Annotated in this window: 15 protein-coding genes and 3 tRNA genes; 4 read left to right on the top strand and 14 right to left on the bottom strand. The window is 37.8% G+C overall.

Annotated elements, in window-relative coordinates:
- Nucleotides 1-43: 43 nt before the first annotated feature.
- Nucleotides 44-2,254, bottom strand: a complete 2,211-nt coding sequence (locus tag ACSZOX_RS03580; protein ID WP_437918402.1) for a glucoamylase family protein — start codon at nucleotides 2,252-2,254, stop codon at nucleotides 44-46.
- A gap of 183 nt (nucleotides 2,255-2,437) precedes the next feature.
- Here ACSZOX_RS03580 and ACSZOX_RS03575 point away from each other — a divergent pair.
- Together ACSZOX_RS03575 and ACSZOX_RS03570 are read left to right on the top strand one after the other, a co-directional pair.
- A tRNA-Gly gene (locus ACSZOX_RS03575) sits at nucleotides 2,438-2,510 on the top strand.
- Between the two features lie 5 nt (nucleotides 2,511-2,515).
- Nucleotides 2,516-2,600 (top strand) — tRNA-Leu (locus ACSZOX_RS03570).
- Nucleotides 2,601-2,893: 293 nt separating this feature from the next.
- On the opposite strand, the gene ACSZOX_RS03565 is transcribed toward ACSZOX_RS03570, so the two are convergent.
- Nucleotides 2,894-2,967, bottom strand: a tRNA-Pro gene (locus tag ACSZOX_RS03565).
- Nucleotides 2,968-3,141: 174 nt separating this feature from the next.
- Nucleotides 3,142-3,408 (bottom strand): hypothetical protein, encoded by a 267-nt coding sequence (locus ACSZOX_RS03560; protein WP_437918400.1) that lies wholly within the window; start codon nucleotides 3,406-3,408, stop codon nucleotides 3,142-3,144.
- A gap of 159 nt (nucleotides 3,409-3,567) precedes the next feature.
- Here ACSZOX_RS03560 and ACSZOX_RS03555 point away from each other — a divergent pair, with 159 nt between their 5' ends.
- Complete coding sequence (locus tag ACSZOX_RS03555) at nucleotides 3,568-4,290, top strand: acyl-[acyl-carrier-protein] thioesterase (protein ID WP_437918398.1); 723 nt, start codon at nucleotides 3,568-3,570, stop codon at nucleotides 4,288-4,290.
- 45 nt (nucleotides 4,291-4,335) lie between these two features.
- Here the strand turns inward: ACSZOX_RS03555 and ACSZOX_RS03550 are convergent, their stop codons facing one another.
- From ACSZOX_RS03550 to ACSZOX_RS03510, 9 genes are all read right to left on the bottom strand, one after another.
- On the bottom strand, nucleotides 4,336-4,905 hold the full coding sequence (locus ACSZOX_RS03550; RefSeq protein WP_437918397.1) for a gluconate 2-dehydrogenase subunit 3 family protein: 570 nt from the start codon (nucleotides 4,903-4,905) through the stop codon (nucleotides 4,336-4,338).
- A 14-nt stretch (nucleotides 4,906-4,919) separates the two neighbouring features.
- On the bottom strand, nucleotides 4,920-6,347 hold the full coding sequence (locus tag ACSZOX_RS03545) for a Gfo/Idh/MocA family protein (protein WP_437918396.1): 1,428 nt from the start codon (nucleotides 6,345-6,347) through the stop codon (nucleotides 4,920-4,922).
- A gap of 37 nt (nucleotides 6,348-6,384) precedes the next feature.
- Nucleotides 6,385-8,067, bottom strand: coding sequence for a GMC oxidoreductase (locus ACSZOX_RS03540; protein WP_437918394.1), 1,683 nt, complete (start codon nucleotides 8,065-8,067; stop codon nucleotides 6,385-6,387).
- Between the two features lie 24 nt (nucleotides 8,068-8,091).
- Complete coding sequence (locus tag ACSZOX_RS03535) at nucleotides 8,092-9,324, bottom strand: MFS transporter (RefSeq protein ID WP_437918393.1); 1,233 nt, start codon at nucleotides 9,322-9,324, stop codon at nucleotides 8,092-8,094.
- An 82-nt stretch (nucleotides 9,325-9,406) separates the two neighbouring features.
- Nucleotides 9,407-10,318 carry a hydroxypyruvate isomerase family protein gene (locus ACSZOX_RS03530; RefSeq protein ID WP_437918392.1) on the bottom strand — a complete coding sequence of 304 codons (912 nt, stop codon included), beginning with the start codon at nucleotides 10,316-10,318 and terminating at the stop codon, nucleotides 9,407-9,409.
- A 2-nt stretch (nucleotides 10,319-10,320) separates the two neighbouring features.
- Nucleotides 10,321-11,307, bottom strand: a complete 987-nt coding sequence (locus ACSZOX_RS03525; protein ID WP_437918391.1) for an FAD:protein FMN transferase — start codon at nucleotides 11,305-11,307, stop codon at nucleotides 10,321-10,323.
- Nucleotides 11,308-11,311: 4 nt separating this feature from the next.
- Nucleotides 11,312-12,625 carry a Gfo/Idh/MocA family protein gene (locus ACSZOX_RS03520; RefSeq protein ID WP_437918390.1) on the bottom strand — a complete coding sequence of 438 codons (1,314 nt, stop codon included), beginning with the start codon at nucleotides 12,623-12,625 and terminating at the stop codon, nucleotides 11,312-11,314.
- Nucleotides 12,626-12,648: 23 nt separating this feature from the next.
- Nucleotides 12,649-13,626 carry a formylglycine-generating enzyme family protein gene (locus tag ACSZOX_RS03515; RefSeq protein ID WP_437918389.1) on the bottom strand — a complete coding sequence of 326 codons (978 nt, stop codon included), beginning with the start codon at nucleotides 13,624-13,626 and terminating at the stop codon, nucleotides 12,649-12,651.
- 83 nt (nucleotides 13,627-13,709) lie between these two features.
- Entirely contained in the window at nucleotides 13,710-14,627 is a 918-nt protein-coding gene (locus tag ACSZOX_RS03510) for an AEC family transporter (protein ID WP_437918388.1), read from the bottom strand.
- 112 nt (nucleotides 14,628-14,739) lie between these two features.
- Here ACSZOX_RS03510 and ACSZOX_RS03505 point away from each other — a divergent pair, with 112 nt between their 5' ends.
- Complete coding sequence (locus ACSZOX_RS03505) at nucleotides 14,740-15,876, top strand: acyloxyacyl hydrolase (RefSeq protein WP_437918386.1); 1,137 nt, start codon at nucleotides 14,740-14,742, stop codon at nucleotides 15,874-15,876.
- 77 nt (nucleotides 15,877-15,953) lie between these two features.
- Here ACSZOX_RS03505 and ACSZOX_RS03500 read toward each other — a convergent pair whose 3' ends face one another.
- Both ACSZOX_RS03500 and ACSZOX_RS03495 read right to left on the bottom strand, forming a co-directional pair.
- On the bottom strand, nucleotides 15,954-16,553 hold the full coding sequence (locus tag ACSZOX_RS03500) for a hypothetical protein (RefSeq protein ID WP_437918384.1): 600 nt from the start codon (nucleotides 16,551-16,553) through the stop codon (nucleotides 15,954-15,956).
- 11 nt (nucleotides 16,554-16,564) lie between these two features.
- Nucleotides 16,565-17,314: a hypothetical protein gene (locus tag ACSZOX_RS03495; RefSeq protein WP_437918383.1), complete on the bottom strand. Its 750-nt coding sequence runs from the start codon at nucleotides 17,312-17,314 to the stop codon at nucleotides 16,565-16,567.
- Nucleotides 17,315-17,386 lie beyond the last annotated feature (72 nt).

Below are 17,386 nucleotides of genomic sequence, written 5' to 3'. Positions count from 1 at the left end.
TTTATTGAATTGTAAAGATAGTAATTTTCGTTATTTTTCAGTATCATTCCCTTCCTTTTTGATTTTCCTCCGGTAAATGTTGCAGTAATGTCTTAATCTCTGGTATCTCTTTATAGAGTTTCCAAATCAAACCTGATCGTGCGTTTTCCAAGCAAACCGTTATCGCTGCCTGATTGGTTGCAAAATACTCATCAGATACATCATTATTTCTTAAATCTAACCAAGCCCGAAAACCATACTCATTGAAAAAATTTTCTCCATAATTGCCGTAAAGCGCTAATAATGCTTTTCTTCCTTCATTTTCCAATAAAAACATCGAAGCGGGTGCAATAGCAGGGTTTATTCTATAGCTTCCTACACTATCACTCAATTGATAAAATCCCCAAATATCCGAATTGGTAGAGCCCACTCCAATTTCATTATCGCGTCTCTTTCGCACTTTGATATAATTACGAATTGCATCTTCGTAGTCTATCTCTGGATCTTTAATTAAGTTTGGATCGATGGTAAAAAATGGCTTATAAAAATCTAACAAACTACCATTTTCATACCCAAATATTAAATCTTCACCATAAATTGCTGTATCCCGAAGCACAGAAATACGTTCTGCAGCTTCTATAGCCTGTTCATTTCCTAAAGGATTGAAAGCCAACCTAAAACTTTCCATAATGACAGATAATGTATCTTTCGCCAAGCTATCCATTTTATTATAATCTGAAGAATACCGAATGTCTATATTTTTTATTCCATTTTCATAAGCCGACAACGGAATACTATGTGTAGGCGAACCCATGGCTAAAAGGTAGGCATTTAGAGATTCATTAATCCCTCCCAATGTAGAATACTGTTTAGAGGAGTCCAAACCCGAAACCTTTTCCTGAAGCACATCGGTATACCCCTGTGCTAACAAACGATTCCATTCTATATTTTCATACAATGTACTTATCCGCTTCCGCAATTGGACCTCTGCCTCCTCTTCTTTGGTAAAATATTGTCTAGCAACCAATAGCGCTTCCATCATAGAAGAAGTTGCAAGAACATCGTAGGATGGGTCTGAATCCCGGTAATCTGGCAGTCCAGTTCGTCCATCAAAGTAAGCCGGAAAAACTCCAAACCGATTCTGCGATTTACTCAAAAAATTTACGATACGTGTCACCCTCCCTATAGCAACTTGTCTATTAACTAAATTTCGTTCTACACCAACAATCAGACTTAAAACTGCATTTCCACTTTCTTTAACCGATACTACAGCCCTATCCTTCATCCGAAAGGGCAAATACATTCCACTATTAATATCATAATTTTCAACAAAATAATTGATATGAGCCCCTTGTACAAGATCCATCAACTCGTTTTCATTAAGATTCTTTGTCTTAATTTCTTTCACCTGAGAAAAAGGAGATTCCACGTAATTATAATCTACCCAAGCAATCTTATAATAGTATGTCTTGTTCAAATCTGGAACATAGTCTAAACAGCTTTGCATATAAATAGGCCGAATAGCTACTGGTGTAAATTCCTTATTGTCTGTTGAACGATATATTTTAATGTAGCGAATCGAGGGAGTCAAAGGCAATTGCCATTTTAGTTGTACTTGTTTATCGTAAGCTACGACCGAAGAAAGGATCGCAGGAGAAGAAAGTTTGACTTGTGAAATATTTTTTGGCAAAAATTCCATTTGATCAATAAAAATCTGATGTGTTTCTTTGCTCGCTCTATTTTGCATGAAACGCACTGCCGCAATAGGTTCTTGTACAATAAGGTTACTAAATTTTGCAATAGGAATTTTAACATTGATCCACATGTTATAATCAAAAACATCCATGAACGGCCGAATATCAATAAAGTTAGTGCCACTTTTACCTTGCTGAATACCAATCTTTGGTAAGTCTTTTTCTTTGGTATTCTCTGTCTTCAAAAACACTTTAAAAACCAAGAAATCAGAATGATCAACTTTGTAATTTAGCTTTTGACGCGTATATTGTAAATCTACGATCCAATTTCCATCTACCGCAGACTTATATTGCAATGATAGGGCATTGCCAGGTGTAAAGAACAAGGTATCGGAGACTAATAAATGATGGTTTAAGTTTTCTACCCACGACTGCCCGGTGTAGTCCACTTTACTTTTGGCATAGACCCCCTGAACAAGGCTATTATCAAAAATAACTTCCGGATACGTATCCGCATAACTCGAAGAAGCCAAGCCCGCCATCAGCAAGGATGATATGATGAAAGAATAAATATACTTCATAACAACTATTGATTTACGGCAAAAATAAGCAAATATTGAACCATTTGGATAGAAAGACAAATATTCTCTACTGAGGTAAAAAAAATATTACGCACATTCTTAGAAGGTTATATTATCGTTTCTCAAAAAACATTCAAATAATTTTTAGAATAAGATTTTCTGTCTATATTTGCAACGTCGCAAGCGAAAATAGCTCAGTTGGTAGAGCACAACCTTGCCAAGGTTGGGGTCGCGAGTTCGAGTCTCGTTTTTCGCTCAGCTGCCTAGGTGGTGGAACTGGTAGACACGCAGGACTTAAAATCCTGTTCCTGTTAAAGGAGTGCGGGTTCGATTCCCGCCCTAGGTACGGAAAAAAGCTCATCAAATGATGGGCTTTTTATTTTTATTTCTTTTCCCATATCCATACTGGACCAGTGTAGGGTCTCGATCAAAAGTTGCAAACTACAAAAATAATTTAATCAATCTGAAGAGGAAGGATCATGCCGAAATTTGAGGAATATTTGTAGGTTTTAAATTTCATTTCTTGGTATACCAAAGACATAAATACAATCTATATATGTATGAAAAATCTAAAAAAACGACATACCTTAGTACTAAGTAAGGCATAAAAAAAAGAGACCAAGGTCTCTTCTTCTATCGTCGGGATGGCCGGATTTGAACCGACGACCTCCAGCACCCCATGCTGGCGCGATACCGGGCTACGCTACATCCCGCTAAAACATTTCCACTTTACTATTCCTTAATGACAATAGGTTAATTCGGGCTTATGCTATTTTTATGTGCTGCAAATATGTATAAAATATATTTAAGTCCAAAATCAGAAAAATATTTTTTAATAAAAAAGCCTACTATTCATAGTAGGCCCTTTATAAAAAGCGTCTCTCCATTTAGTAATCAATCTCTATAATCGCTTTCAACGGAATCAAAACACCATTTTTAATCTGAATATACTTTTCAGTGAGTGACCATACGGTAGTTTCTATCCGCTTAGGCCCATCCTCTGTTTGAAATACAATAGTAGTCTTCGACTTAAATTCGTTTCCCAATCGTTGTGCTCCCAGTAATTTATCATACAACACAACTGTTTTGTCTACCTCAGCAGGAATAATTCTGTATGCACTAATAAGCTCTTTTTCTATAATCTGTCCAATCATATCATCAAATTTTGATATTAAACAAAAAACAATCTTAATTCTCCTCCGTTACTTAACAAATCCTTGTTATTAACTTAATAAATATAAATAATTACTGACGATGTTTTATTATCAGCAACAAATTATTTACATTATAACGTACTTTATGACATTTATTTTATGAAGACAGAAATTTATTCAGATACGTACAGATTAAACTTTTCGCAGTGCTATGCAAACGGAAAACTGAAGTATAGCGAATTAAGTAATCTTTTGCAGCTTGTAGCTTCTGATCACGCAGAACAATTGGGATTTGGATACCGAGAGATGGCCAAATACGACCAATCGTGGGTATTAAGTCGGGTAAGGATAGAGATTGATAAACTACCGTCTTTTTTAGAGGAAATCCGTATATATACGTGGGTTCAGGATTTTCTAGGAAACCGCTCTATACGAAATTTTGAAGTTTACTTGGAAAATCAAAAAATCATAACCGCCTCTAGCTTTTGGGCTGTATTTAATGTAAAAACTCGAAAATCTGAAAATCTAGCAATCAACATTGATCAAAAAATAATCCAGCCAGAAAAAACTGCCACAAAACATGTATTCAAAAGAATTGAACTAAGTGAAGATATAAGCAATATTGTAAACTATACAACGAAACTTTCTGATTTAGATATTGTAAATCATGTAAATAATGTAAAATATACAGATTGGTGTCTCGACGTTTTGCCTTCCAAATTCGTTTTAAAAGAAACTTTCAAAACTATCGACATCAATTACCTAAAAGAGCTAAAACTAGGGGAAGATGTAAAGATAGGCTACGCGATAAGAGATACTTTCATTGACTTTTCAATCAATCGAGAGGAGAAAACAATTTTCCTCATGCAAATAAGCATCTAAAAAAATAAAGAGGGCCTCTGTACTAAAAAGGCCCTGCTTGTAAACTTAAGAAGCAAATGCTTTGTCGCCTTTTTTATAAGGAAAAGCACCATCAAATTTTCCAGGAATCTTCACAAAACGTAAAGCTTGTGTCATTCCAACTTCCGATGTAAAAAAGCCCGTCAAGGTTAACTGTTTAAACAAATGGAAGAAATTATTAGGTTCCTCTTCTTTCTTATTTTTTTGGTATTCTCTAGCTTCCTTATCGTAATTGTTTACAAATTGCAAACGCTCTTCTTTAGAAAGCTCTTGGAATTTCTTACCAAATGCTTTTTTCGCGCGATCATCCACTCCTGCTAATCCTTCCAAGAATGCTTTTTGATCAATCTCATCATAGCAATCACGAATCATTACAGGAATGAATTCGCCCACACCAGCTTCTTTCGCACCTGGAGTAGATGTTTTGGGTAAAATTGCTTCAGCAAGATCTCCTAAGAAATCTGTATTTTCTTTTTCAAACAACGTAGCTACATCTTTAGATGCTGGCCGGGTACACCCCTCCAAAAAGAGGTTTGCTCCTATAACAGAACCTCCGACTAGCATCGCCACGCGTTGAAGTGCTTCTCTTCTATTCATTATTAACGACTTAATTAAATATTATAATTTACTTCCCAGCCCTGACGATATTGTCTCTTCACAAACTGATTTACAATATCAAAGTTTGTCACCTTCATTTGGTTGTTATCCCAAAGTAACTTCAGATTTCGGCCTGGGTATTTACCATCAATACGTAAATCAGCTCCCCGGATGGCTAAGTTAGCCATCAATAACGCTTCAGTTAATGGTCCGGAAATTTCGAAAGGCGCACTTACCTCCATTTTACCGTATCCTGCTAAACAAGCTTCTACCCATTGGCCGTAATGTCCGTTAGCTTTTCCGGGTACTCTGGCATATTTTTGTGCTATCGTTTCCTTCCGGGTAGTTGGCAGTAAACGTGCATTATCCCCATATGTATCTGCAAGAATTTTTCCTTTTGTACCAATCAACAAAATACCGTTCCCTCCATCACCAAAAATTTCATTAGGACCAAGCTCATCGGGACGAGTAGGTTGAATTCCTCCATCCATCCAATGTAGTGTTACAGGACCATTTGTTTTAGGCGTCTTCGGAAACGTCATCGTAACATGACTTGAAGGAGGGCAACTTTCCGGATAATAAGCGCGTTTAAACTCGTCGGCGTACACCGTACCCACAGTAGCCTGAACATCTTGGATATACTTTAATCCAAGTGTGCTAAAGGGAACTTCGAGCAAATGACACCCCATATCACCTAAAGCACCGGTACCATAGTCCCACCATCCACGCCAATTGAACGGAACTAATTTTTCAATATAATCTTTTTTAGGCGCCGTTCCTAACCATAACTCCCAATCTAATTCCTTTGGAATTTCAGCTGTTTGTGTAGGCCATGGAATTCCAGAAGGCCAAACAGGCCTATCCGTCCAACAATAAACGGTATGCACATCGCCAATAAGACCTGCTTCAAACCATTCTTTAATTTCACGAGGACCATCATTAGACGCACCTTGATTACCCATCTGTGTAACGACTTTATACTTTTTCGCTGCATCGGTAAGCACCCTAGCTTCCCACACATCATGTGTCAAGGGCTTTTGAACATACACATGTTTCCCTAACTGCATAGCCGCCAAACTTTGGATGGCATGATTATGGTCTGGAGAAGAAATAGAAACAGCATCGATATGTTTATGTTCCTTATCGAGCATTTCACGGTAATCTCTGTAATACTTGGCTTTAGGAAAAGCTTTTACAGAATTTGCGGCACGACGATCGTCAACATCACAGAGGTATGCAATTTCAGCCTTGCCGCTGCTATAGAATGATGCAATATCACTTTGTCCTTTACCGCCAACTCCAATACCAGCAATCATTAATTTATCGCTTGGTGCTAAAAACCCTTTTCCTCCAAGTACATGGCGAGGAACAATCATAAAACCTGCCGCCGCTAGGGCTGCATTTTTGAGAAAGTCTCTACGAGATTTATTTGTTTCCTTCATTTTTCAGCTATGTTTATGTTAGTTTACATTAAATATGTTATAGATTTCCTTTTTTCAATTCGCTCACTGCAAAGTCTACCGCACGTGCGGTCATGGCCATATAAGTTAAAGATGGATTTACACAAGCGGCAGATGCCATCGCGGCTCCATCAGTCACAAAGACGTTTTTCGCATCCCATACTTGGTTATGCTTATTCAGAACCGAATTTTTAGAATCCGTTCCCATGCGAGCTGTTCCCATTTCATGAATCCCCATTCCAAAAGCATACTCATTGTCATAAGTATATACGTCTTTCACACCGATTCTTTCCAACATTTCCTTCATCTCCTCTTGCATGTCAGGACGCATCTTACGCTCGTTGTCTTTAATTTCCATATCCATGGCTAATACAGGAAGTCCCCACTTATCTTTCTTCTCTTTATCCAAATATATTCTGTTCTCGTGGTAAGGAAGAATCTCCCCAAATGCTGTAAAACCTACGGACCAATCTCCGGGTTCTAACATCGCATCTTTCCAATCTCCTCCTACGCTCATTTCTGCTACCTCGCCAGACCAACGCCCACGGCTTGCAGCCCCTTGGTAACCAAAACCACGTACATAATCACGTTTTTTATCATCTCCCGGAACATTCTGAAAACGTGGCACATACAACCCTGTCGGACGACGTCCGAAAACGTATTTATCCTGATAACCTTCCACACGTCCACCAGCACCACAACGAAAATGATGATCCATCGCATTGTGTCCCAACTCACCCGAACTACTTCCTAATCCGCCTTCCCAGACATCAGTTGCAGAATTCATCAACACCCAAGTAGAATTAAATGCAGAAGCGCATACAAAGATTACTTTTGCAAAAAACTCATATGTTTTACCTGTTTCTGCGTCGACAATCTCAACTCCTTTTGCCTTTTGGGTATCTTTATCATAAATAATTTTTGTAACAATAGAGAAAGGTCTAAGTGTAAGATTACCAGTCGCCACAGCGGGAGGTAAAGTAGAAGACTGTGTACTGAAATAACCACCAAAGTTACATCCTAACCAGCATTGATTTTGATATTGGCAATTAATACGTCCATGGTGAGGCTTGGTGATATTAGCGGTACGCCCCATGATAAAATGACGCTTCCCTCCATATTCCTTTTTTAAGCGCTCAGCCAAATCTTTTTCAACTACTGTAAAATCCATCGGCGGCAAAAAGTCGCCGTCAGGAAGAACATCTAATCCATCTCGATTGCCGGATATTCCTGCCCATTTTTCAGCGTAACTATACCAAGGTGCAATATCAGCATAACGAATAGGCCAATCTGTACCATGTCCATCCTTTAGATTCGCTTCAAAATCTAAGTCCGAAAAACGATAGCTTTGACGCCCCCACATCAACGAACGTCCTCCGACGTGGTATCCGCGATACCAATCGAAACGTTTGGTTTCAGTATAAGGACTTTCTTTTTCGTTCACCCAAAAATCAAGGTTTTTTTCATTCAGCGCGTAATCGCGTTTCAATACAGGGTAATCTGCTTCCATTTCCTTGGTACGCCCTCCTCTATGTGGGTACTCCCAAGTATTCTTGTTTGCATGATAGTCTTTAACATGTTCTACGTTTCTACCACGCTCCAACATAATGGTTTTTAAGCCCTTTTCTGTCAGCTCTTTTGCTGCCCAGCCCCCACTAATTCCAGACCCAATGACAATCGCGTCATAAACATTATCTGCCATATCTCTTCAATTTAGTTTGATTGTTTATACTGTTTTACTCTCTACTTTCTCATCTTTAAATAAAAGGAGAAAAATGATCATTACAACAAATGCAATTCCGGCTGGAACAATCCATGTCTGTTGCCAAAATGCTGATACATCTGCTGTTTTTAGATGTTGGTATTTCTCTCCTACAAACCCCGCTACCCAAAAACCAATCAGTTGCCCTACACCATATGTCGCCAATGTGATTAAGCCCTGTGCAGCACTTTTATATTTAACGCCAGCTTTACTATCGGTATAAATCTGTCCAGAAACGAAAAAGAAATCGTAACAAATACCATGAAGTGCAATACCGATAATCAACATGAAGGATAAATCTCCCGCATTTCCATAAGCAAATAATAGATAACGTAATGCCCAAGCTAACATTCCCACAAGAATCGTTTTCTTAAATCCGAACTTGCTAAAAAATAAAGGTAACAACAATAAAAAACCAACTTCGGACATCTGCCCAATAGTCATCTTTCCAGTAGGATTCGATAAACCTATTTCTGCCAAAAAAGGATTTGCATTTTGGTAGTAGAATGCCAATGGAATACAAATTAGTATGGATGAGATAAAGAAAATAAGGAAGTTTCTATCTTTTAATAATTTTACTGCATCCAATCCTATAATCGAAGCAAATGAAGGTTTTTCATCCGCACTAATTTTAACAGGAGGTGTTTTTGGTAAAACAAAAGAAAATAACCCCAATACGAATGAGGCAACACCAGCCATTAAAAAAGTATTTTTCAACGCGCCTTCTGTAGAATCCCACTTAAATAAGTAACTGATAGAGAGTCCAGCTACAATCCAACCTATTGTTCCAAAAATACGAATACCAGAGAATTGCTTTTCTGGATTTGATAATTGTCTAAATGAAACAGAATTCACCAAGGAAAGTGTTGGCATGTATAAGATCATATACGTCAACACATAGGGATAAAAAACTGTGATATCCGCGGCATTATACATTTGATACATAAGAAATGCACCTACTAAATGTAAAATACCTAAAATACGTTCCGCATTAAAATAGCGGTCTGCAATCATCCCGATAATAAACGGAGCAATAATAGCCCCCAAAGATTGTGTTGAAAACACATTAGCAATTTCAAATTGAGAGGCTTTCAAATTCTGAATTAAGAAAGTTCCCAATGTTACGAACCATGCTCCCCAAATAAAAAATTCAAGGAACATCATAAAAGAAAGTTTAAATCTTACTGATGTTGACATCTGATGATAGGTTTATATAGTATAAATATATATTACTTCTATTTAAATAACAAAAAAATCTTTATTGCTAAATTAATTTAGCTTAAAAATTATCGACTTCTCTATAGGCTGTAACCAATGCAGCCTCTCCTTCCACACCCGATTTTGACATACCGTGTTCCATCCCAACAATTCCGCTGTATCCTTTTTCTTTTAGCCATTTGAAGACATTTTTATAATTAATCTCACCAGTGGTAGGCTCCTTTCTCCCAGGATTATCACCAACTTGAATATAGCCGATTTCACTCCAACATAAATCCATCAAGCTAATTAAATTTCCCTCATTTTTTTGTTGGTGATAGGCATCATACAAAATTTTACAAGAAGTACTTCCTACAGCTTTACAGATCTGATAGGTCTGATCGGTATATCGTAAAAATAAATCTGGTGTATCACTCAACGGTTCCAAAACCATTGTTATACCATGCGGTTCTAACAATTCAGCACCTCTTTTTAGCGCATCGATTACATGTGCGGTTTGTACCCCCAGTGGCAAATTCCGCTGGTAATCCCCAGGAACTACTGTAATCCACTTTGCATTAACGCGTTTTGCAACTTCAATAGAATCCTTACATCCTTTCAAGAAGATATCTATATGCTCTTTTTTTCCAGCAGCTAATGTATTAGCTCCATTACCTCCTTTGGGAACAACAAAAACTCCCATGCGCATGCCGAGTTTCGCTAGCGTTTCTCCAATTTTTGTTTGCTCATCCACGGAACGTTCGGTCATTCCATTATCCTCAATACTACGGAAGCCGAGGTCGTACATGTACTTAATTTCATCCACAAAGTTTTTTCCTGCTGTCGCAGCAAACATACCTTGATGGGGCGCATAATCCAACTTAAACGTCTCCCCCTTTTTGTTGTCTTTTTTCTCAGCCATTGCTTCGTTACTAGAAAGAACTGTACCGCCAATCAGTGCAGCTCCACTTTTTATAAAATCTGATCGTTTCATTTTTATTTTTTTATATAACGGTAAAAGTTGTTCGAAAACAATTCTTTAAACCCTTCTTTATCTTTATAAATTATGTAAACATCCATGTTCTCCATACTATTTGCAAGCTGTACGCCTTGTTCGGCAGATAGAGCCATAAAGACGTTGTCGTAGGCATCTGCATCCATAGCGGTATTTGCTATTACCGTCACACTCGCCACATTATTCTGTACTGGATATCCACTGAAGGGATCAATATGGTGATGAATACTCCTTCCATTTAAATCAAAGCCCCTTCTATAATTACCAGATGTTGTTACAGCTCGGTCAGTTAATTGCAAGACAAATTTTCCTTCTTCAAGACCTGGAGGACGCTCTATTGCGATTTCAAAAAGCTGCTGCTCTCCTTTATGTCCCTTAGCTCTTATTTCGCCTCCCAATTCAATAATATAATTAGACACATGGTTCTGATTGAAAAAAAAAGCTAATTCATCCACTGTATAACCTTGAGCAATGCCATTCAAGTCAATTCGTACACGAGCGTCTTTCTTTTTCAATTTATTTCCTTCAAGCAACAATTGATTCATTCCAACAAACTCCAAAACACTATCTAACATGAATTGCTCGGGCAAATGTGCAACAGGACGTTGGCCGAACCCCCATAAATTAACTAAAGGCTCCACTGTCACATCGAATAAACCCTGGGAAATGTGATTGACGCAAAATGCCTTTTTGAGCACGGTCAACATTTGACGGTCCAACGTGACACCAGATGTATCGCTCCTGTTAACTTTACTAATTAAAGAACTATCTATATAAAGCGACATGGATTGATCTATTTCTTTCAAAATGCTATCTATTGATGTTCTTTTTATCAATTCTCGTTCAGCATAATATTGAATGGAATAAGTTGTTCCTTGAGCTTGTCCATTAATAACAAACTTAGGTTGCTGTGCATAAGCACAGCAACCTAAGGTAAGCAAAATCAATATAGTGATTGTCTTTTGCAAATGATTATATATAAAATGCTGTATTCATTCCAGGAACTGCCACTGGGTATTCTCCATTTTGATTTGGAACAATTTTAGGCATAGCATCCCAAGAATACGCTGCTGGAGATAGATCGACTTCTGATTTTAATGCATCATCCCATTTAATGACCTTTCCAGTGTAACAAGCAAGCCTTCCAATAATTCCTGTTAGGGTACTATAAGCACCGTAATCAGCATCAGCAAACTTGTATTCATTTTTTGCGATAGCATCAAATAATTCTTTGTGTTCTTGTTGGTAAGCATTGGGATTACCTTTAGGATCGTGCCGGTAAATTTCATTCCCTTTTGAATCCCATAAAATAGCTTGATTTCCGGCAGATAGGTATACACGTCCCTTTGTTGCCTGGAATGTTTCATCAACTCGGTTAGAAATACCTTCGAAATGTCGACATTGACTATACACAACCGTACCATCATCATATGTGAGCTCTACAGCAAAATTATCATAGATTTCTCCATATTCCTTATCTGTACGATGTGCACGACTTCCAGTGCCTTGAATCGACACAGGATACTTACCTTTCACCCAATTTGCTATATCAATATTATGAACGTGTTGCTCTACAATATGATCACCACATAACCAATTAAAGTAATACCAATTACGCATTTGGTATTCCATTTCTGTTTGCGCTGGTTTCCTTGGTCTAACCCAAACACCTCCGCTATTCCAATAAACCTGTCCTGCATGTACGTCACCTATAGCGCCATCTTGTATACGTTTAATCGCCTCTCGATAATTGGTCTGATAACGTCTTTGCAACCCGACCACGACATTTAACTTCTTCGTTTTTGCTTCGGCTGCAGCCTGAAGAACTTTTCGTATACCAGGAATATCTACCGCTACGGGCTTCTCCATAAATATATGCTTTCCCGCTTTAACAGCCTCTTCAAAATGTAGAGGTCTAAATCCAGGCGGCGTGGTCAATAAAACGACATCAGCATCACGGATAGCCGATTTGTATCCATCAAATCCTACATATTTTCGACTATCAGGCACATCTATACGGTCGCCAAATTTCTCTTTTAACGTATTAAAAGTAGATTCTAAATTATCTTGGAAGGCATCTGCCATTGCCACCAATTTTATATTCTGCCCAGAGGCAAAAGCATCAAATGCCGCTCCTGTTCCACGTCCACCACATCCAATCAAAGCAATTTTAATAACATCAGTTCCTCCAGCAAAAACACTGCTAATTGGTGTAGAGGCTAACACAGCGGCACCAGCTAATGCTGATCCTGTCTTTATAAATTCTCTTCGTTTAAAGTTATCCATGTTTTTTAGGTATATATAGTTATTTAGAAGTCTTTGATAGGTGCCTTATCATAATAAGCAGCAATTTCTTCCTTCGATGGGGCGACGACTGGTCGTACCAAACGCAAGCCTACAAAAGGAGCTTCTGGAAACCACCAATTCGATTTAGGAATCTGCGGATCTAATTGTTTCCAATAAGGATCTGAAGCATTTCTAGCTGCCGATCTTAAACCATTGACATCACTTTCAAAAGAGCCTCCACGAACACTATGCGCATACAATGTTGTAGGAACTGCCACTGGATTTTTAGCTATTTTACCATCAAACTCTTTATAGAAATCGGCGATATACTGATCAAATGTCCATTCAGACACATTTCCTAACATGTCATATAATCCCCAGGCGTTTGGTTTCTTTTTCCCCACCTCTGCAGTACGACCTTGGCTATTTTCTGCAAACCAAGCATATTCACCTACTTTAGAAGCATCCTCTCCAAAATAGTAAGGAGAATCGGTACCTGCGCGACATGCATATTCCCATTCTGCTTCAGTCGGCAATCTATAAAAGATGCCTGTACGCTTATACAACCACTTGCAAAACTGGATCGCGTTATAGTGCGTCATGGCTAAAGCCGGATGTCCTTCTTTACCCATTCCAAAAGTCATATCTAAATAGGGTTTAGTGGGCCTAGTTACCGCATCAACTTCGGCTTCTACTGCACCAGCAACAGATTGGGTTAATTCTAGATCTTTGTATACAAATGGTTCATACAAATCCCAAGTTACTTCATAGGTACTCATCCAAAACGGATCTAACAAGACTTGATGAATCGGCTTTTCGTCATCCTTAACAGTACTCCCCATGTGAAACTCACCGCCAGGAATAGCCTCCATCGAAAACTCTAGACGCGTGCCTTCAAGTTTTTGAACATATCTTTCGTGTTTGTTCTGTGCTTGAGAAAGGAGGTTAGCGCATACCCATGCAACAACAATTGCACCTTTCTTGACAAAATTTACTATCATTAATCTAGATTTTTTTTAAATCAGAACTAAATATATAAAATATATTGTAAAAAATACACTAAGTACCTTTTACAACAATCAAGTTACAAAAAAGCTATAATTAACTGATAAAACAACCAAGTAGAAAACAAACCGATAAGAATACTAGATCCAATAATCGCATTTCCCAATTTTGTATTTAGATTGAACTGTTGGAGCGACATACTCGTGGCGACCAAACAGGGCATTGCCATTTCAAAATTAACAACTTGCACAACCTCCCCTTCTTGTTTTAGAAAACAAAATATGAGCAACAAAACGAAGGGGCCGATCAATAGTTTATAAAGCAACGCTATCCGTATTAAAAACCATTCGGAACGGTAAAGTGAAAAAGATAGTTGTGTTCCAATAGAAAACAAAGCTAATGGGGAAACGGTAGACGATAATTGTGTAAAAAATGGCTTTAAAGGAGTCAAATCTAAAACTTTTGATAGAAGAAGTGCCGCAACACACCCTATCAAAGGCGGGAAAGAACACACTTTCTTAAGCATATAGCGATACAATATCTTTTTGTTTTGGACTTGACCAGTGCTTTTTCCTAAGGCGACTAAAGTCCCTAAAGACGATAAAATAAAAAAAGTCATTTGATCACAAATTATTGCCCATTTTAGTTGCTCCTCACCGAAATAAGTCATTACTAAAGGAAATCCAACAAAAGATGTATTACTAAGTCCAGCGACAAGTATAAGAGTCCGACTCGTCCTCTGTGATAAACCAAGAGGTATCGCAATGAGTTTAAACAGCAGCAACGAACAAAAAAAAATAAACAACGGAGACCACAAGGCAGAAAGCAATTGCTGACTCCATTGCAATTCCGGCAAATATTTAAAAGAGGTAGCGGGTAGGCCTACATAAATAATCCAAGAATTGATTGCTTTAACACCATCTGGCCTAATGACATGAAATCGCCTCAAACAGTACCCCGCGAAGAGGCAAAAAAGAATGATGATAAAATTTGACATAGCTATGTGCAATTCCTGATTAAATACGTTTTAAAAAGCTATTTCTTACCTACACACAGTCTCAAAAATTAATAACTTTGCAGCCAAAGTTATCGATAATTAAAAAGCAAACTTGAAAAAAACAAACATTATAACGTGCATTCTATCTTTGGCTGCCATACCAAGCTTTGGTCAAGAAGATTCGGTTAGACTTGAAAAAACAAAAACGAATCCAATGGTCATCGAGCTGGAGGTTGAAAATGGCGGAATACTTGCTGCGAAAGATATCAAACGAACGACCTTCCAAAGTGCCTATTATAACGGACTAAATCTTAAAATTGGATGGAAAATTCAACATTCAGACGATCAATATTTTAAGTTATATAACAATCCTATTTATGGTATAGGCTTTTACAGCAGTACCTTTCATACCGACATTATTGGTAGCCCTTATGCTATTTATGGTTTTGTTCAGACGCCCTTTGGTAATGTGGAAAACAAACGATGGGCATTCGACTATAGAATAGGTTTAGGTATATCGGGGAACTTTAAACCTTACAACGAAGAAACCAACCCTCTCAATTTGGTTATCGGAGCTAAAAACAATGTTTTTATCGACTTGGGATTAAGAACCCAGTACAAACTTAACGCACACTGGCGAGCTGGCTTAGGTTTTGCTTTCCATCATTTTTCAAATGGTGCGTTAAGATTGCCAAATAAAGGTGTTAATCTCGTGCCCCTAACAGCATCCATTACTTATCAAACAAGGGCCGATGTCATTCCTAATCAAAAAGATATCAAGCCCATACATAACGATAATATTCTTTACCACATTAACTATGGAATAGGTTGGAAACAATTGGAACGCGAAGTTGACCGTAGATTCTTAAAAATGACTATAAGTGCCTATGCAAGTAAACACGTATCGAACAAATGGCGTATGGGTGGTGGTTTCGATTTATTTTATTCGGAATCAGGAAACAACGACGAGATTGCTGGCGACAAAAGTGGGAAACTAAGTGCTAAGCTTTCGGGTGGGCCATCTTTTTACCTCGCTCATGTATTAAACAGAAATCTCATCCTAAATGGGAATATTGGCTACTACATCCATAAACAGAATTTTAATGGAGAGATTGAGCGCATATTTCTACGAGCAGGCGCACGATACTACGTGTATAAAAACATTAACGCTGGAGTCTCTATAAAAGCACACAAAGGCAAGGCTGATTTTATAGAATGGACGATGGGCTACACATTTAACCGGCACTAACTATAATGATAAGCAGAACAAAATAAGGGTAATTTCGATGGAAATTACCCTTATTTTGTTCTGCTTATCAAGCGAAATTACATCACTAATTTTCCTATACTTTTTGCAAGATTTCTATCAACGGTAATATAACCTGGATAATAGATATTGTTATTTCCTATTCGCATAGAAGGCTTAATTTTGAGAACAATAAAACCCTCTCCTTCTTTTGTAAAAAGATTATTCAACAGCTTATCTACCCCCTGTTCTTCAGCTACTCCGAAAATATTTGTTTTAAAAGTCAGCGGAACAATAGCACTTTGTCCTGTTTCCAATTGAAGATTTTCGTTTACTGTTCCTTCAAATAACGGCTTCCCTTGAATCTCTATCAAATATTTAAAAGAATTCATTACCGTCTTCGTTGTTGTAGGATTGGTCACCTTCATATTCACTTTTGCTTCTAAAGGCAAGTCCTTTTTCAAAAGTGCCAAAGCAATGCCTGGCAATGCTGACAAATTTCCGTTTTTCCCACTGCTGTAACTCTCGACAGCACGTCCTGCTAGCCTTACATCTTGCAACGACTCTACTCTATAGTCACATTTCGCCAATGCATCGATATTATTCTTGCCTACTGCACAACCAGCCAATAGCAAAACAACGAGCAATGCGCCCAAGATATTAACCTTTGTAATTTTCATTTTTATGCCTATTATTTACGTTTTCCACCAAAGTTATAAGTAACACCTAATGTAAAAACAGCATTACCCGCTTTCAAATATGTATTATCTAAAACATTAAAATTGAACCCATTTGTATATTGCAATTGAAAACCCTTATTCAATTCCATTCTCGTATAAAATAGCGGTTCAATAAATAAAGCTTCTTCTACAGCTGTTGCTACTTTATTCACAAAAAAATCACGCATTCCTACTCTACTGACTCGAATCGCTGTACCATAGTTTAACGCTCTCTTTTTACCAAACAAGTTAAGCTTATTTTTTCGAGTTGACGAGTAATTGAGTTGTAAAAAAATCTTGTCGAAATTCATCTCTAAGGTTTCTACTGGCTCCATTCCTGTAGTGGATGCTCTTCGATTCACTTCTGATGAGCGCCCTACCCCATAGCCTCCATATATTTCCAAAACTTGCCTCTTTTCCTTTCCAATTTTCGTAAAATAACCTATTCCCCCTTCAACAAGGCGCTGTTCAAATAATGAATTACTTTGTTCGCCTCCTCTATCGATATAAGATCCATTTGCAATAACTGCTATATGTTTACCTACCGCCACCCCAGCATTTGCACTTAAATTTCCCTTAATATTACTATGCACGGCAACATGTACTTCTCCCTGCTCACGAAACATCGGCGTAGCAGGTACATTAGGCATATATATTGAACTACAAGAACTACCTCCCAACAATATCGTAAGTACCAATAGCTGAAAAATTTTAATTCGCATAACGTCTGTTTGGGCTTACACTGTAATTATTGTGCCAAAAAAGAAAGGAATTCCATAAAACAAAAAAGATGA

The sequence above is a fragment of the Sphingobacterium sp. LRF_L2 genome, assembly GCF_965644235.1.
GTDB lineage: Bacteria > Bacteroidota > Bacteroidia > Sphingobacteriales > Sphingobacteriaceae > Sphingobacterium.
This window is presented reverse-complemented; position numbering and strand designations above follow the sequence as displayed.

Bases quoted from the DNA above. Each gene is read 5' to 3' on its own strand.
- ACSZOX_RS03500 (WP_437918384.1), bottom strand. From the start codon at position 16,553: ATGAAAATTACAAAGGTTAATATCTTGGGCGCATTGCTCGTTGTTTTG.
- ACSZOX_RS03545 (WP_437918396.1), bottom strand. From the start codon at position 6,347: ATGAAGGAAACAAATAAATCTCGTAGAGACTTTCTCAAAAATGCAGCC.
- ACSZOX_RS03535 (WP_437918393.1), bottom strand. From the start codon at position 9,324: ATGTCAACATCAGTAAGATTTAAACTTTCTTTTATGATGTTCCTTGAA.
- ACSZOX_RS03530 (WP_437918392.1), bottom strand. From the start codon at position 10,318: ATGAAACGATCAGATTTTATAAAAAGTGGAGCTGCACTGATTGGCGGT.
- ACSZOX_RS03520 (WP_437918390.1), bottom strand. From the start codon at position 12,625: ATGGATAACTTTAAACGAAGAGAATTTATAAAGACAGGATCAGCATTA.
- ACSZOX_RS03510 (WP_437918388.1), bottom strand. From the start codon at position 14,627: ATGTCAAATTTTATCATCATTCTTTTTTGCCTCTTCGCGGGGTACTGT.
- ACSZOX_RS03550 (WP_437918397.1), bottom strand. From the start codon at position 4,905: ATGAATAGAAGAGAAGCACTTCAACGCGTGGCGATGCTAGTCGGAGGT.
- ACSZOX_RS03560 (WP_437918400.1), bottom strand. From the start codon at position 3,408: ATGATTGGACAGATTATAGAAAAAGAGCTTATTAGTGCATACAGAATT.
- ACSZOX_RS03580 (WP_437918402.1), bottom strand. From the start codon at position 2,254: ATGAAGTATATTTATTCTTTCATCATATCATCCTTGCTGATGGCGGGC.
- ACSZOX_RS03515 (WP_437918389.1), bottom strand. From the start codon at position 13,626: ATGATAGTAAATTTTGTCAAGAAAGGTGCAATTGTTGTTGCATGGGTA.
- ACSZOX_RS03495 (WP_437918383.1), bottom strand. From the start codon at position 17,314: ATGCGAATTAAAATTTTTCAGCTATTGGTACTTACGATATTGTTGGGA.
- ACSZOX_RS03555 (WP_437918398.1), top strand. From the start codon at position 3,568: ATGAAGACAGAAATTTATTCAGATACGTACAGATTAAACTTTTCGCAG.
- ACSZOX_RS03540 (WP_437918394.1), bottom strand. From the start codon at position 8,067: ATGGCAGATAATGTTTATGACGCGATTGTCATTGGGTCTGGAATTAGT.